The sequence below is a fragment of the Microbulbifer salipaludis genome, assembly GCF_017303155.1.
GTDB lineage: Bacteria > Pseudomonadota > Gammaproteobacteria > Pseudomonadales > Cellvibrionaceae > Microbulbifer > Microbulbifer salipaludis.
Window position 1 is genome coordinate 1 of record NZ_JAEKJR010000002.1, and the last position, 15,120, is coordinate 15,120.

General features: G+C 59.6%; 9 protein-coding genes and 1 rRNA gene. 6 read left to right on the forward strand and 4 right to left on the reverse strand.

The features are described 5' to 3' along the window. A 5S ribosomal RNA gene (rrf, locus tag JF535_RS05785) occupies positions 1-114 on the forward strand; the annotation flags it as partial. A 192-nt stretch (positions 115-306) separates the two neighbouring features. Here rrf and JF535_RS05790 read toward each other — a convergent pair. After that, entirely contained in the window at positions 307-585 is a 279-nt protein-coding gene (locus tag JF535_RS05790; RefSeq protein WP_207000276.1) for a hypothetical protein, read from the reverse strand. A gap of 246 nt (positions 586-831) precedes the next feature. On the opposite strand from JF535_RS05790, the gene JF535_RS05795 reads away from it, so the two are divergent. The 5 genes from JF535_RS05795 to JF535_RS05815 all read left to right on the forward strand — a co-directional run bounded on the left by JF535_RS05795 (position 832) and on the right by JF535_RS05815 (position 12,039). Next, positions 832-1,821 carry a hypothetical protein gene (locus tag JF535_RS05795; RefSeq protein ID WP_207000277.1) on the forward strand — a complete coding sequence of 330 codons (990 nt, stop codon included), beginning with the start codon at positions 832-834 and terminating at the stop codon, positions 1,819-1,821. Positions 1,822-1,838: 17 nt separating this feature from the next. Beyond that, positions 1,839-2,318 (forward strand): DUF11 domain-containing protein, encoded by a 480-nt coding sequence (locus JF535_RS05800; RefSeq protein ID WP_207000278.1) that lies wholly within the window; start codon positions 1,839-1,841, stop codon positions 2,316-2,318. A gap of 59 nt (positions 2,319-2,377) precedes the next feature. Further along, positions 2,378-3,415: a DUF11 domain-containing protein gene (locus JF535_RS05805; protein WP_207000279.1), complete on the forward strand. Its 1,038-nt coding sequence runs from the start codon at positions 2,378-2,380 to the stop codon at positions 3,413-3,415. A gap of 66 nt (positions 3,416-3,481) precedes the next feature. Next, the gene (locus tag JF535_RS05810; RefSeq protein ID WP_207000280.1) at positions 3,482-9,595 is read left to right on the forward strand and encodes an OmpA family protein; all 6,114 of its coding nucleotides are present in this window, start codon (positions 3,482-3,484) and stop codon (positions 9,593-9,595) included. Then, positions 9,592-12,039, forward strand: coding sequence for a prealbumin-like fold domain-containing protein (locus JF535_RS05815; RefSeq protein ID WP_207000281.1), 2,448 nt, complete (start codon positions 9,592-9,594; stop codon positions 12,037-12,039). Before JF535_RS05810 ends, JF535_RS05815 begins: the two co-directional genes overlap by 4 nt. A 178-nt stretch (positions 12,040-12,217) precedes the next feature. On the opposite strand, the gene JF535_RS05820 is transcribed toward JF535_RS05815, so the two are convergent. From JF535_RS05820 to JF535_RS05830, 3 genes are all read right to left on the reverse strand, one after another. Continuing rightward, a complete protein-coding gene (locus JF535_RS05820; RefSeq protein WP_207000282.1) occupies positions 12,218-12,934 on the reverse strand; it encodes an outer membrane beta-barrel protein in 717 nt (238 codons plus the stop codon). Between the two features lie 100 nt (positions 12,935-13,034). Continuing rightward, positions 13,035-13,688 carry a replication protein P gene (locus JF535_RS05825; protein WP_277987235.1) on the reverse strand — a complete coding sequence of 218 codons (654 nt, stop codon included), beginning with the start codon at positions 13,686-13,688 and terminating at the stop codon, positions 13,035-13,037. After that, positions 13,600-14,925: a DnaT-like ssDNA-binding domain-containing protein gene (locus tag JF535_RS05830; RefSeq protein WP_207000284.1), complete on the reverse strand. Its 1,326-nt coding sequence runs from the start codon at positions 14,923-14,925 to the stop codon at positions 13,600-13,602. Before JF535_RS05830 ends, JF535_RS05825 begins: the two co-directional genes overlap by 89 nt. Positions 14,926-15,120: the final 195 nt, after the last annotated feature.

The following is a 15,120-nucleotide window of genomic DNA, read 5'->3' on the forward strand; positions in this document are numbered from 1 at the left end:
TGACGACAATAGAGTTGTGGAACCACCTGATCCCTTGCCGAACTCAGAAGTGAAACGCAACATCGCCGATGGTAGTGTGGGGCTTCCCCATGTGAGAGTAGGTCATCGTCAGGCTTCTAAATAAAAGAAAGGGCCACCCATTTGGGTGGCCCTTTTTTTATTTGGGATACGGTGAATTACTGCCACTACCTCGCAGCGCAAAGCGCTGCCATGTGAAAGCCCATTCTCCGAAGGAGCAGAGGCTAGGGCGCCGAAGGCGTCGCGCCGCGATGGCGAGCGGAGCTCGACACCCAGTGTAGGTCATCGTCAGGCTTCTATTCCAAAAGCCCTGATCGCTAACGCGGTCAGGGCTTTTTTATTACCCGATTTTTGCAAAAACAAGCGTGGCGTTTTTTTAGTCGTTTTCTCAAGGTCAGTAGCCACGCCACTCGCATCCAATATCCCGTAGTTATCCCCAGGTATATCCATGGAAACTGTGGGAAAGTCGGTAATCCACAGGCTCTGAATTGTGGAAGTTTGCATACCGGAAGTGGCCAGCCGGGGGATGCAGCTTCCAACAAGAATGGTGGCTAAAAATAGATCCAAGCGTGGTTTCTGGGGTGTCAGGTCTTCTTCGCAACTTGCTGCTGGAAAATTGATCAGGTGTTACTTGCAACCCAGGCTTATTGGCGGAACGCGTTCTTTTCAGGCTTTTCTTCTTTCATTAGTGTCTTGGAGCGGATAAAATCTGTGTCTCAGGTCACAAAAATTCAAAAACAAGGCGCATGGGTGAACGGATCCAGAGTGTTTCCACAGCTAGCGCACGCCGGTGAGAGTTTAGGGAAAGTAGGGATGTCTTTACAAAGATGGTTTTTTGGGGGAGCTGCGCTGCTTCTTTCGGCCCAGGCGTTGGCGGTCGGCACCGGTGCCGGTACCACCATCAGTAACACCGCCTCCGCCACCTATACCGATACCTTGGGTACTCCCCAGTCCGTGAGTTCCAATACCACCAGCCTCCGTGTGGATGAGTTGCTGGATGTCACTGTCGCTTCCAATGATGCGGGCTATATCCCTGCTTCATCGCCGGAGAGCGGCGCTGTGTTGTCCTTCACCGTCACCAATACCGGGAACGGGGGTGAGGCCTATGACCTCGCAGTAAACTCTGCGCTTACTGGTGACCAGTTCGACCCTCAAAATACGCTGATATACATCGATAGTAACGGCGATGGCCTCTACGACGCCGGTGACGCGCTGTATGACTCAAGTACGCCCCTGCAACTTACTGCGGATGAATCAATCGCGGTCTTCGTGGTTGCCGACATTCCCGATGCACAGTCCAGCAGTGACCTGGGCCTGATAGAGCTGACTGCGGAATCTATTACCGCACAGGCTAGTGCCGGTAGCGATGCACCGGGTACCGTGTTCGCGGGGCAGGGTGATGGCGGCGGCAATGCGGTGGTAGGTAGCAGCGGTGCCGCAGCGGCCGCCCAGAATGGCTACCAGATTATCCTGGTGCAGCCCGCCTTCACCAAGAGTCAGAGCGTGGTCGACCCCTTCGGGGGCAGTGCCGCGGTCCAGGGCGCGATCATTACCTATACCCTCACCTTTTCTGCCAGCGGAGTTGGCGACATTACGGATGTGATCCTGAGTGATGACATCCCTGATAATACCAGTTACGTGGCAGGCTCCATCACCCTGAACGGTGCAGGTAAAAGCGATGCCGCTGACACTGATGAAGCGCGGTTCGATAGTAGTACGACTCCGCCGTTTGTCGAAATCAACATTGGCACGGTCACCGCACCGGCCACCTACACGGCCACTTTCCAGGTGGAAATTGACTGATTGCTAGTGAGGTTCAGATGAAAAAAATCTTTGGGGCTTTGGTCCTTGCTGTCGGGTTGGTGACGGCGGCGGTGCCGGCTTTCGCTGCAGTAGAGTTGGAAACCCGCGCATTTATTGAGGTGGCTATCACCGATACGAATGGTGTGCAAAGCAAAGAGCTGCAGCCGGTTGAACGTGCGCAGCCGGGGCAGGAAGTGGTATTCGTTATCACCTATCGCAACACTGGTGAAGAGCCAGCGGAAAACCTGGTAGTAAATAACCGGGTACCAAAAGAGATGGTGTACGTAGCCGATAGCGCTCAGGGTGAGAGTGCGCTTATTCAGGTTTCCGTAGATGGCAACCGTTTTGGCTCTCTGCAAAGCCTGCAGGTCACAGAGGCCGACGGTTCCGTTCGCGCTGCGAAGGCATCGGATGTGGTGGCGCTGCGCTGGACTTTACAGGGTGCGGTTGCTCCTGGTGATTCCGGCAGTGTGCGGTACCGGGCAGTTTTGAAATAATCCGCGCTAATGCGGTGGCTCATATCAAGTATTAAAAATGGAATCGGGGTGGAGTGAAAATGTTTACCAAAAAATTAACGTTCTATTGGGCTGTAATCGGGTTACTTGCGGTGGGTGTGTCTCCACTGGCGTTTGCCGCGGGTACTACCGCAGGTGATACGGTTTCCAATACCGCGACCGTCTCCTACCAGGTGGGTGGCGTGGATCAGGCAGATGTTGACAGTAATGAAGCGACATTCACTGTGGATAGAGTGATCCGTATGACGCTCGATCAAAACGATAGCCCCGTACTCACTGTCCCAGGTGCGACGGCGATTGTGACCAGTTATACGCTTACAAATACTTCGAATGACATTTTGGATTTCAGCCTGAGTGCAGCGAACGTCACTACCGGAACATCGACCGGATTCGGGGCAGACTCCATTGATGGCGCTGCTGTTGCGGTGTATGTGGACAACGGTGATGGTGTTTTCAATGCCGCTGACGATACAAGTACCAGTGTTGATAACCTTGATGAGGATGGTACTGCCACCATTTTTGTGGTGCTCAACGTGCCGTCCACCGCTATAGATGGGGATATCCTCGGTGTCCTGCTAGGAGCTACCGCACTGGATTCAGATGGCTCTGTGCTGAGCGAAACTAGCGGTGCGAACACGGCTGGGATAGATACCGTATTTGGCGACCTGAGTGGCGCGGTTGACAGCAATGGTGATGCACAGATTACTGTATATGGCGCTTATGAAGTGGGCAGTGCGACCCTGAGTGTAGCAAAAAGCTCTACGGTAATTAGTGATCCGTTCAACGGAACCACCGATCCCAAATCTATACCGGGCGCAGTCATTGAGTACTGCATTGTGGTAGAAAATAGTGGTAGCACTGACGCCGATACTGTTGAAGTAAACGATCCTCTTCCAACCGAAACTACTTATGTGGCTGGCAGCGTTATGACCGGAACTGGTGCTGCTTGCGATAGTTCCGCGACAGATACCGGTTTTGGTTCTACCTCTGGCACGCCGGTTGACACCGTTACAGCATCGTTCGGTACTGTAACTTCTACCAGTGCTGTATGGGTCAGCTTCCAGGTAATCCTGAACTAGTCACCTCGCACCGGGTGGCATTAGCCACCCGCTCCGCTTCCCAGCGGTGCGCGATGTATAGCCGTCATGGTTGATACCCTCCTGGCCCAGCACTCACTCGTGCCCGGGGGACGTAAGTCCGCCGGGCTTTGTTGCGCCCGGCGTTTTCTGTTGGGGCTGGCAGCGATACTGTTGCTAGGGTTAATCCTTCCGTCCACTTCTCTGCGCGCTGCGGATATCGAAGTGGTCAATACCGCCCGCGCCGGCTGGGTATACCCGGGCGACTCGGCCTCCCGCTGGCTCGACTCCAATAGCGTTAGCCTGGGCGTATTGGAAACCCCAGCGTGTACCCCCTCCTCGGTCGCCTTTTACCAAAATGTCCCGTCCGCGTTTTCGGCCCCCGACAGTGTCAGCCGTAACTTCACAGGTGGCAGTTATGTTGATGCCTCGGGAGCACGCTTATCCTTGCCGGTACCCACCGCACTGGATGGCAGTGCGCTGTCGCTGCAGGCTTTAGAGTCTCGTGCTGCGACGGTATACCACGGTGGTGAGCCGGTACTGATTGCGCTCGAAGATGGCAACCGTAATATTGATGCCTCGGTGCGGGAATTCGTGGCGGTGGAACTGTCTGTCGATTATTCGGATACCGTATCCGGCGCAGATACTGGTTTGCCTGAGCGAGAACAGCTATACCTGTACGAAACCGGCCCGGATACCGGTGTCTTCGCGGCTGCCGTCAGGAGTAGTTTTTATCGCGCTGATCGACGCCCGCAGAGCGGCGATGGTCAACTGGTACTGGGTGAAAACGCACAACTCTCGCTGAGCTACCAGGACCCCATGTGTTCTGGAGAAGTTGCACGCGCCGGCGCATTTGCCGATCCGCTTGGCATGGTATTCGATTCCGTTGATGGAACACCTCTTGCCGGTGCTACGGTATCGCTAGTGAATGCCGGCGATGGCTCGCCGGCCATCGTTTATGACGATGACGGTGTAACGCCGTTCTCCAATACCCAGGTTACCGGCGGCAGCGGTAACCCGAGTTTCCGTTTCCCCTATGTTCCGCCGGGTAGCTATCGCCTGACGGTGGTACCCCCCTCGGGCTACACCGCGCCTTCCACCGTTGCCGACAGCGAAATGCCACCAGCGCCTGACGGTTTTCCTTACCGGGTAGTGACCGGTTCCCGGGGTGAGACATTTTCTGTTTCAGTGAGTCCGGCTCTGGCCATGGACGTACCTGTGGATCCTTCCGCGGCGGGCCTGCTATTGGAGAAAAGCGTCTCGAAAAGCGCCGCTGCCGCTGGTGATTACCTGCAATACCGCCTGCAGCTACAGAGCCTGATTTCTGCTCCCGCCAGCGAGGCATTGATTGTCGATCGCCTGCCGGCGGGCATGCGCTACCGTGCGGGATCCTTGTACCTCGATGGCGAAAAATTAGTGGAACCAACGATTGGCGCCGATGGCCGCACGCTTGAGATTCCCTTGGGTGCGCTGGCGGCCGATGCCCAGTTGGAAGTGCGCTATGTCGTTGAGGTGACCGCCGGCGTACCGACCGGTGAGGCGGTCAACACCGCTACCGCCACTGCTCTCAATCCGGGCGGTGGTGCTATGACTTCTAACCTGGCGCAGGTAGCGGTAACGATTAGCGAGCCCTTCATCAGCGACCGCTTCACCCTGGTCGGCGGTGTTTACGGGGGGGGTTGCGACGTCCCTTGGAGCGAACGCAAAGGCTTGGCGAATGTGCGCGTGCTGCTGGACGACGGCACCTATGTGGTCACCGATGCGGATGGCCGTTACCACATGGAGGGGCTGCGGCCGGGTACCCACGTAGTCCAGCTGGATATCGCCAACCTCCCGGCAGGCTGGGAGCCGGTCTCCTGCGTGGACAACACCCGCTTTGCCGGCAGCGCTTATTCCCAGTTTATCGATGCCCGCGGCGGCAGCCTGTGGCGCGCCGATTTTCAATTGCGTCCGTCCACTGCCGGGTTGCGTCTGCAGACCCAACAGGAACAGGTGTTGCCGCTGCTGGAAGAAGTGGCGCCGACCAAGTACACGTTCCGCGGCCGTTTCGCTTCTGGGGACGACCAACTGTTGCCTGAGTCGGCGGCGGAGCTGCAGGCGCTGGTGGAGACGTTAAAAGGTGGTGAGGTATTTGGGTTGGAAATTGTCGGCCACACCGACAGCCAGCGTCTCTCCCGCCGCGCCAGAGCAAAATTCCGCGATAACAATGGGTTGTCCATGGCCCGCGCCAGCACGGTGGCCAATGTGCTGGGGGATGCGCTGGGCCTTTCCGCCGAGCGGGTCACCGTGGGTGGCATGGGTCCAAGCTTGCCGCTGGCAGACAATTTCACCTGGGAAGGGATGGCCCGCAATCGGCGGGTCGATGTTCTTGTATATGGCCGTACTGGCCCGGCGAAAGTTGAGGTAGGCAAGCGCCTGCAACGTACTCACACGGTGGCGCTGGATACCAGTGGCGGCACGTTTACCAATCTGCGCGTTACCGCCATGTTACCCGCGGGGATGCGCTATCTCCCCGGCACCGCGCGCCTGGACGGGAAACCCGTGGACGACCCCCGTCAGAGTGGTGTGGTGCTGATGTGGCGTCTCCCGGACGACACCGAAGCGCCGCAGCGCAAAAGCGCGGCCTACGCTCGACAATTCACGTTTGAAACGGAAGCGCTGCGCCGGGATCAGGCCGATGCCGGCCACTGTGAGGCCGGAAACACCATCAAGGTCAACGCGCTGGTGGATACCGCCATTGGAGAAAACCTGCGCCTGCCGGTTGCGGAAAACCGCCTCGATTGCAAATCAGCGGCGGATAAAGAACCTGGTGCGCCTGAAGCTGCAAGTGACAGCGGTCGCCTCACCGTCAACCTGACCGACCCGGCCACTTACTCGGCGCCCGATGACCGCGCAGCGGGCGAGAACGAAAAGGCCTCTTCCGCAGCCGCAGCGGGTGCGGGCGTGGACTGGCTGGCGCAGGCGGCGGGTGAGCAGGGCTTTCTGTTTCCGCAGGAAAGGCACAACCCGCGGGCACCGGCGGTGCGCGCGGTGGTCGCCCACGGTGTCGGTGAGCGGGTGGAGCTTACCGTCAACGGCAAGCCCGCCCCGGCACTTAGTTATGAAGGTATTGAAACAGCGCCCCGCAGCGGGGTTGCCATCAGCCATTGGCGAGCACTGCCACTGGAGGAAGGTGATAACCAGCTTCTGGCAAAGGTGTATGACGATAGCGGCCAATTACTCGCCAGCTACCGCCGTGTGGTGCACTTCGCCAATACCCCGGCGCGGGCCGAGCTGTTGCCGGAGCGCTCCGATCTGCGCGCCGATGGCGTGTCGCGCCCGCGTATCGCGGTGCGCATTCTGGATCGCGATGGGTTCCCGGTGCGCGACGGCATCACCGGGAGTGTGGCCATCAGTGCCCCCTATGAGGCGTGGCAGAGCCAGAGCGATAAACAACAGCGCAAACTGGCGGGGCTGGGTGAATTCCAGCCCCAGTACCGGGTGGAGGGCGACGAGGGTATTGCCTGGATCGAGCTGGCCCCCACCACCCGCTCCGGCGCATTTACCCTGGACTTCCGCTTCCACACCGGCGTCGACACCCGCCGTGAGCAACAGCTACACGGCTGGATGTCGCCCGCTGCCCGGGACTGGGTTGTGGTTGGCTTTGCCGAGGGGACCCTCGGCTACAACACCCTCAACGAGCGAATGGAATCTCTGCCGGTGGGGGAGGACGAAGGCGTCTATACCGATGGCCAGCTGAGCTTCTACGCCAAGGGGCGCGTGCTGGGCGAGTGGCTGTTGACCATGGCTTACGACAGCGATAAGCCGCGTGAGCAGGCGCTGATGTCGCCCATCGACCCGTCCCGCTATTACACGCTCTATGGCGACGGTACCACCCAGGTTTATGGCGCCGCCAGCCGCGAAAAACTTTACGTAAAAATGGAACGGGGCCAGTTCTACGCCCTGTTCGGTGACTACGAAACCGGCCTGGTGAAAACCCAGCTGTCCCGTTATAGCCGTACCCTGAGCGGTTTCAAGGCGGAAGACGGCGACGGTCCGTTGGTCTACACAGTATTTGCCGCAGACACCGAGCAGAGCTATGCCCGCGATGAAATTCAGGGCGACGGCACCTCAGGCCTCTACCGCCTCAGTTATCCGGGAATCCTGCTCAACAGTGAACGGGTGCGTATCGAAACCCGCGACCGCGTGCACCGCGAGCAGGTATTGAAAACCGAAACCCTGACCCCCTACATCGATTACGAGATCGATTATGCCGCGGGCACCCTGTTTTTCCGCGAGCCGATCTTCAGTCGGGACCTCGACTTTAATCCGGTGTACATCGTCGCCGAATACGAAACCAGTGGCGGCAACAACCGGGCATTCACCGGTGGTGGTCGTGTTGGGCTCAACCTGCAGGATGAGACGCTACAGGTAGGTGTCAGTGGCCTGCGCGACGAAGGTATCGACGGGAGCGTGGACCTCGCCGGAGCCGACCTGCGTTGGTTCTTTGGTGACGACAGCGAGCTGCGCCTGGAAGCCGCGCAGACCCGTGGCGACGACGCCGCGCGCGACGGCGAAGCGTGGCTGGCGGAAGTGGAACACCACAGCAGCCGCTACGATCTACTCGCCTACAGCCGCCAGCAGGATGCGAAATTTGGCCTGAATCAGCAAACCGCGGGGCAGTCCGGCCAGCGCAAGTCCGGCGTGCAGGGGCAGGTTCATTTGGGCGAAGAATGGTCCCTGCAGGGAGAGGCTTACCGACAGCAGAACCTGACCAACGACGCGCGCCGCAATGCCGCCGAGGCGCGCATGCGCTATGAAACCAATGCAACACGGATCAGTTTCGGTGCGCAGCACGCCGCCGATGAGCTACCGGCAACCACCGCCGGCGAGGCACCGATTGAGGCGAATTCCAGTCAGGCACTATTTGCTGCCAGCCGCCAGCTACTGAATGGCCGCGCCGACCTGTCGCTGCAAACCGAGACCTCCCTCGGTGGTGGCCGCAATGAGAGCGCCGACTACCCGGATCGCTATCTGCTGGGCGCCAGCTACGCGCTCACCGACTATGCCCGGCTACTGGCTGGACAGGAATTCAGTGACGGCGATAGCGGTAATACCCGCGCCAGTCGTGTGGGCGTCCAGCTCACGCCGTGGTCCGGAGGTCTTGTTACTTCCACCCTGAATGAGAGCCGGGCCAGTGGCTATGGCCCGCGTCGTTATTCCCAGCTGGGGCTGAGCCAGGCGGCAAACCTGAGTGAGCAGTGGCGCCTGGATCTGGGCCTGGATGCCAGTCATTCCCTGGACGAAGACACGTCATCCCCGGATTTGAATACGACTACCGGCAACAGCGCCTTCGGCCAAGCGTCTGTCAGCAATATCACTGAGGACTTTGTTGCCCTCAGTGTCGGCGCCGCATGGCGTGGCGATGTGTGGGCCTGGCGTGGGCGGATGGAATCCCGCCGCGCAGACAGTGGTGATCGCGTGGGAATGAGCAGTGGCTTCCTGCGTCAGGCGCAGGCGGGTATTGCCTTCTCGAGCACCCTCGAGGCATTCCATAACGATACGGAGCAGGGCGCCAGCGGTGATCTCGCGAGCCTGGACCTTTCCTGGGCGTGGCGGCCGCTGGACAGCCACTGGTCGATCCTCAACCGCCTGGAATTCCGTTACGAGCGTGTTGAAAATACGGCCGTCGATGGAGGCCTGTTCGGCTTCGATAGCCTCGCCGCCGACAATGCCCGCAGCCGCCGTGTGATTAATAATTTTGCCCTCAACCGGATTTCCCGCCCCTGGAGCGGTGAAGACCGCACCGGCAACCTGTTCCAGCGTTACCAGCGCAGCCAGCTGTCGCTGTATTACGGCGCCAAATATGCGCAGGACAATTTCGACGGAGTTGAATACGACGGATACACCGACCTGCTCGGCGTCGAGGCGCGCTACGACCTTAATGACTGGATGGACCTGGGACTGCAAGCCAGTGCGCTCAATTCCTGGGAGGCCGGCACGCACCTTTATTCCTTTGGCCCGCAGCTGGGCTTCTCTCCGGTGCGGGATGGCTGGATTACCTTGGGGTGGAACTTCCAGGGGTTCCGCGACCGGGATTTCGAGGCCGCCCGCTACACGGCCCAGGGCCCGTACCTGCAACTGCGGTTCAAGTTTGACCAGAGCACCCGCTTCGGCAGCGGTAGCGAATCGGGAGAGCAATGATGTTGGCGAAGACAACGCGTAAACGGATCGCCGTTGGCGCACTCGCGCTGCTGGCTATGCCGACGGCCGCTCAGGTTATCACCACCACCAACGCAGAGCAGGGGCTGTCGTGCGCGGGTACGCGCTATGGGAGTGACCTGAACTGCAGTGCCGGCGAATTTACCGTAGAGCCGATATTCAGCGCTGAACCCGGCACGCCACCATTTTGCGTGGCCGGCGAAGAATTTTTGTTCCGGGTGGATGTCGGCCTGTCCGGCAGTAATGCCGACCGCTACGATGTCGGCTTTTTTGTGGGCGAAGCGGGTAACGATCCCCGCTTAAGCGACGCTTCTCAATCCTGTTCGGTAGCATCATTCCCCACCAGTCCCCTGCCGTGGTTTGATAAAAATCCTGCGAATACGGCCAACAGCTGTGGTGACTACACCGCACGTGGAGACGACGACGTTCGCGTGGATAAAATCCGCGTGCTGTGTCAGGGGGATGCCGCCACCGGCGCGCTCCAGGTACCGTTTGTTCTGACCTACAACCAGAATGAACAGGCAGCCTGTGCGGTGCCGTCCGATGTGCAGCCCGGCTCGAAGTCGAAGTGTAACAGTGGCGTCAGTCTGGTCAGTGGCGACGTCCAGGTGTTTTCCGGGGCGCATGTGGACGTCACCAAGCAGACCGAGCCGGATGGCGATGGCCAGGAATTCACTTATACCGCGAGTGGCCCCAGCGGTTCCAAGGTGATTGTGCGACTCGCCGATGGCACCTATACCGACACCATTGCCAGTGCCGGCAACACGGCCAGCTTTACCCTGAGCGACGGCGAGACTGCGCGGGTTTTTATCACTGCATTGCCGATCGCACAGCGTCTGGTGATCCGCGAACAACTGGAGACCGGCTGGGACAGCACTGCACTGATCAACTGTTCCGACCAGCGCGGCGATCCGGTCGTCAGCGTGGACGAGGCCAACCGCAGTATTACCGCGGACCTGGATGAAGATAACTCGGCCGCCGCCTGCACCATTACCAACCGCAAATTGCCGCAGGTGACCGTTACCAAAACCAGCCTCGGTGACAGCGGCAGTTTTACCTTTACCGGCTCCAATGGCTGGAGTGACCAGACTATCAGCACCCCATCTGCAGGTGCATCGGTGAGTAGCACTGCGCAGTACCTTGCCGCACTGGGGGTGGCTACGGATCTGGTAGAGACGCCTCAAGCGGGCTGGCGCCTGGCGAGTGTAAATTGCAGTGGGCTCGGCAGCGGTGGCAGTGCCAGCGCGGACCTGGCAACGCAAACCGTTACCCTGGATGCCGCGGCGGTGTCTGAGCCGGGGGCTGAAATCGGTTGTACCTTTACCAATGTGCGCCAGCGCAGTCTTACCGTTACCAAACAACTGACTCCGATCAGTCCCTGGCCCGGTGGCGACAGCGGCCTGTTCGTGATGAATGCCAACGGCACAACAGGCAGCGAGGGTGGCGACGGTGCCAGCGCCAGCGAGCTGGTGGATGTGGGTGCGAGTGCGACCTTCGCCGAGAGCGCGGGCTCCGGTACCGATCTGGCCAATTACACAGCCAGTTACCGCTGTGACACCACGCCGGTCACCAGTGGCAGTGGCACCAGCGGCACCCTCACCATGCCCAACACGGACGTGGACTGTACCTTCACCAACACCCGTCGCTCCGCCACATTGACCTTACGCAAGACCTGGCAGGACGGTGCCAGTGGCGATACCGCGACGGTGATCACCAGCGGATTCAATAACAACGCCAGCACCGGTGCGGTGGTTTCTGCGGGCAATAACAGCGTTGATGGCATCCCGGTGACTGTCTACGCGGGGGAGAGCGGCACCATTGCCGAGACGTTCTCGGTGGGCGACCCCGGGCTCTACAGCCTGGCGATCGATTGCAGTGGCGGCAGTATCTCCGGCAGTACTCTCACGGTGCTGCCGGGCGACACCAGTATCCTGTGTACCGCCACCAATAGCCGGGTGCTGCCATCCCTCAGTCTGCTGAAGTGGGTTGTTACCCTGTGGGATCCGGTGAATGGCAGTGTCAATCCCAAGGCGATCCCGGGTGCGGTGAGTCAGTACACCCTGCGCCTCAGCAATAGCGGCGACGGCAGCACCGACAGTGACAGCCTGGTTCTGGGCGATGCCTTGCCTGATCATGTGGATCTGTATGTGGGAGATCTGGGGGCGGCGGGTTCCGGGCCTGTCGGCTTCAGTGATGGCACACCGGCAAGCGGGCTGAGCTGGGTGTATTCCGCGCTGGACAGCGACACAGACCACGTGGAGTTTTCCCAAGATGGTATCGACTGGGGCTATGTGCCGACACCGGATGCCGATGGGTTTGACCCCTCGGTGCGCCATATCCGCCTGAAACCCGCGGGACGGATGAATGGACAATCCGGCGGCAATGACACCTGGGTGGAATTCACGTTCCGGGTGCGTGTGCGCTGACGTTTTTTTAGGCTTCTTCAGCGAGGCGAACAGTCACGTGGTTCAAGGCATCTATTCGCAACTTATACACAGGACTGTCCCAAGTTTCTGTGTGTAATCCCGGTTGTGGAAAAGTGTGGAATCACTATTCAAATCAAGTTCGGACCACCGGTGTTGCCTCGTGTCCTTGATCTGCGCGTTAGAAATGTACGCTCCAGCCCAGTGAGGCTGACTCTACGTCGTGCTTCCCGAGAAGCGCATCACTCCCGATTTCCGGGAACCATTCCCACTCTGCCCGCAGGGACCAGCGGTTCCTGAAGCTGTAACTGACACCCGCACCATACCCCCAATGGAAACCGCTGGTGCTCTCCGAGAAGGTGCCGTCCACAGGAAACAGGACGGGCTGCAGGGAGCCGTCTTCCAACTGGAACACGGCGAGCGCATCCCCTCGCTGTCTGGAGCGCAGCTGGCCGAGCCAGAAACCGCCGCCGACCTTGCCGAAGACACTGACACCGGATCTTCCGACGGGCAGATGCCCCACAACGAACGCATTACCCATGCGGGTGGTGAGTGTTTCCTTGATGTTCAGATAAGGCAGCTGTGGATTGCTTATGCTGAACTGCGCCGTTGTGGTAGCGGCCTGACGCAAGTCTGCCTCCACGGCAAAGCTGGGGCTCCAGCGCCAGCCGGCATAGAGTTTTGCGCCCGGCCCACTGTCGGTGCAGTTCGCCAGCTGCGCCGTTTGTTGTTCGCCGTTCAGGCCGTCAACAAACGCTCGTGCGTTGTGGCACAGCGGATCCTGGGCCGTGTGTTGCAGGCTGATACCGCCATAGCGGTGGGAATAGAAGTCGGCACTGGCGAGGCTGCTGCCCAGCAGTGAAAGGGGTACCACAAGCAGAAGGGGAAGCCTGGCCATGGCGATACCTGCTCTGGAGTCGAAGAAAGGTTTATGCAGGCCCGGTTCCTAACACCCCAGGAAAGTGACCTTAGGGCTGGCACACAAGCCAGCCCTCACATCATATTTTGAATTGCGCGCGCAATTCCGCCAACTTCTTGGCATTTTCGGCTTTGGACAGTGGTTTGGCTGGCTGATGCTCCAGTTGAACCTGCTGCGGCGCGGGCAGGCTCTCACCGGCCATCAGTTTTTCGCAGATTTTCTTATAGTGGCTGGCGAACACCGGGTAGGCCGAGGATTCCGGGTTGTTGGCGAGGAAAAACCAGTCTGACGCACGCCCCGCGTGGTATACCGCCGGGTGGCTCCACTTGTTATTTGCTTTTGGGCTGGGTGCGTTACAGGCTTCGCGATAAGCGGCGCGCGGGTCGGGCAGGCCGTGCTCCCCCTCTGCGCAGAATTGCAGCATCTTGTGGATGGTGGGCAGGTACTCGGACTGTTTGATGGCGCGCTTGGCGCCAGCGACCATTTGCTCGGGCGAGAAGCCCGCGAGGGATTCCAGCCACAAGCGCTTGGCGTGGTTGAGTGTCTGAACATCTTGGAAGGCCGAGTTGAACTGGTTGTGATAACTCAACTTGAGGAGACCGAACACCTCATTGAGTGCGCGTTTGCGCGCCTCAAGCTCCGGACTACCAGTTTGTGTCTGTGACGATGTCCCAGACCGGTGTGTCCCTGGTTCGCTGGTTACCTGAGTGCCCGGATTCTTTTGGCTTGCCATGATTCTGTCCTATCGCGAATTTATTGCGCTCAGCCCACTGGTAGCGGGCGTGCCGTACGAATACCGAATCCCAGCTTTTGCGGGCAGCACCCTGCTCGCGCCAGTAAAGTCGAAATTCCGGTACCAGGCCGAGAACAAATTCGCGGTCGATTTCACATTGATTCAAAAGGTGGCCGAGGCAGTCCGTGGACGGCTGCCAGTTGCGCGAGATGGGCTTGGCCACCGGGTTTTTCTCGATACCCTGGCAGTAGTAAGCCCACTCGGTACGCGCGTAATCGATAAACTGCTCGCCCCAGCGTGCGCTGTGGCCACCGCGCTCCAGCCATTTATAAATAAATTCCGGCAGCAATTCTGCGGCAAAATTGGGGTTGATAGCCAGTCGGCGCAATTGCTCCCAGGTATTTTCACTGGGTTGCCAGTCGCGTGTCATCGGTTCCGGCTTGCGCTTTTCAATAAATGGGGTGTCCTGCTTTTCCCAGTCTTCCGTTACCCAGTCATTGAATTCCAGGTCCCAGGAAACGGACTGCTTGCCGCTGTTGCGGTGGTACTCGACAAACCGCTGCAGGCAGCGCCGTACAAATGTGCTCGGCACTCCCTCATCGGAGAGTCTCCGCAGGGTCTCCTCACCCGGATGCCACTGCTCGGGAATGGGTTGCTTGCGCCCCTGGGTCGCACGAAAAGACTCCCACTTGGTCTTCACCTGCTTCAGGAACAGGGAACCAAAGGAGTGCCGGCTTTCGCCGCGGTCCCGCCAGTAGGTGACGAACTCGGGCAGTTGCTCGCGCACGAAATGTTCCGGCACACCCAGCTGCGCGATACGCGCCATGGTCTCGGAATCTGGCTGCCAGCTCGGAGAAATGGTGTTGGCTGCCCGCGGTGCCGGGGCCTGGGGTGCTGGGGCAGTTGATTCCGCGGCGGTCTGTTGCCCGGAGGCGCCACTCAGTGCAAATTTGAGCATCGCACTGCTGCCGTAGGGCGCTGCGCCCAGCAACAGGGCACCCTGATTGCGCAGGCTGGTGGAAACCCGCTGAATGTCTGCCGGCTCCCAGAACGGCAACAGCCGTTGCAGTTGATCGCCGTCTGCGGTGTACCAGTCCCGGCCGGGATGTGACTCCACGGGCAAGAAGGGTATCAGGTCACCCAGTGCCGCCAGCAATACCGCCTCCTCCAGGCCGAGGGTGGCGGCCAGAGTGGGGGAGATGACGAGGGGACGTTCCGGGAGCAGGGGGTGTTTCATGCCGCGATGATACCACCCGGGAGGAGGCTACCGGGAGTGGATTTGATACGGTGTGCCCGGCAGGCGGCTGACCTTCTGGTCGACGCGCATGCGCCGGCAGACAGCGGGCCGCGCCGCTAGGCTGAGGGCAGTTCTTCCCCGGCCTGGTTTACCCGGCCCCCTGGAACCCTTTCACCTGAAACCCTTTAAAATGCC

What these genes read in the sequence shown, in the direction of transcription:
- JF535_RS05795 (WP_207000277.1), top strand. Translation starts at nt 832, where the DNA reads ATGTCTTTACAAAGATGGTTTTTTGGGGGAGCTGCGCTGCTTCTTTCG.
- JF535_RS05800 (WP_207000278.1), top strand. Translation starts at nt 1,839, where the DNA reads ATGAAAAAAATCTTTGGGGCTTTGGTCCTTGCTGTCGGGTTGGTGACG.
- JF535_RS05805 (WP_207000279.1), top strand. Translation starts at nt 2,378, where the DNA reads ATGTTTACCAAAAAATTAACGTTCTATTGGGCTGTAATCGGGTTACTT.
- JF535_RS05810 (WP_207000280.1), top strand. Translation starts at nt 3,482, where the DNA reads ATGGTTGATACCCTCCTGGCCCAGCACTCACTCGTGCCCGGGGGACGT.
- JF535_RS05815 (WP_207000281.1), top strand. Translation starts at nt 9,592, where the DNA reads ATGATGTTGGCGAAGACAACGCGTAAACGGATCGCCGTTGGCGCACTC.
- JF535_RS05820 (WP_207000282.1), bottom strand. Translation starts at nt 12,934, where the DNA reads ATGGCCAGGCTTCCCCTTCTGCTTGTGGTACCCCTTTCACTGCTGGGC.
- JF535_RS05825 (WP_277987235.1), bottom strand. Translation starts at nt 13,688, where the DNA reads ATGGCAAGCCAAAAGAATCCGGGCACTCAGGTAACCAGCGAACCAGGG.
- JF535_RS05830 (WP_207000284.1), bottom strand. Translation starts at nt 14,925, where the DNA reads ATGAAACACCCCCTGCTCCCGGAACGTCCCCTCGTCATCTCCCCCACT.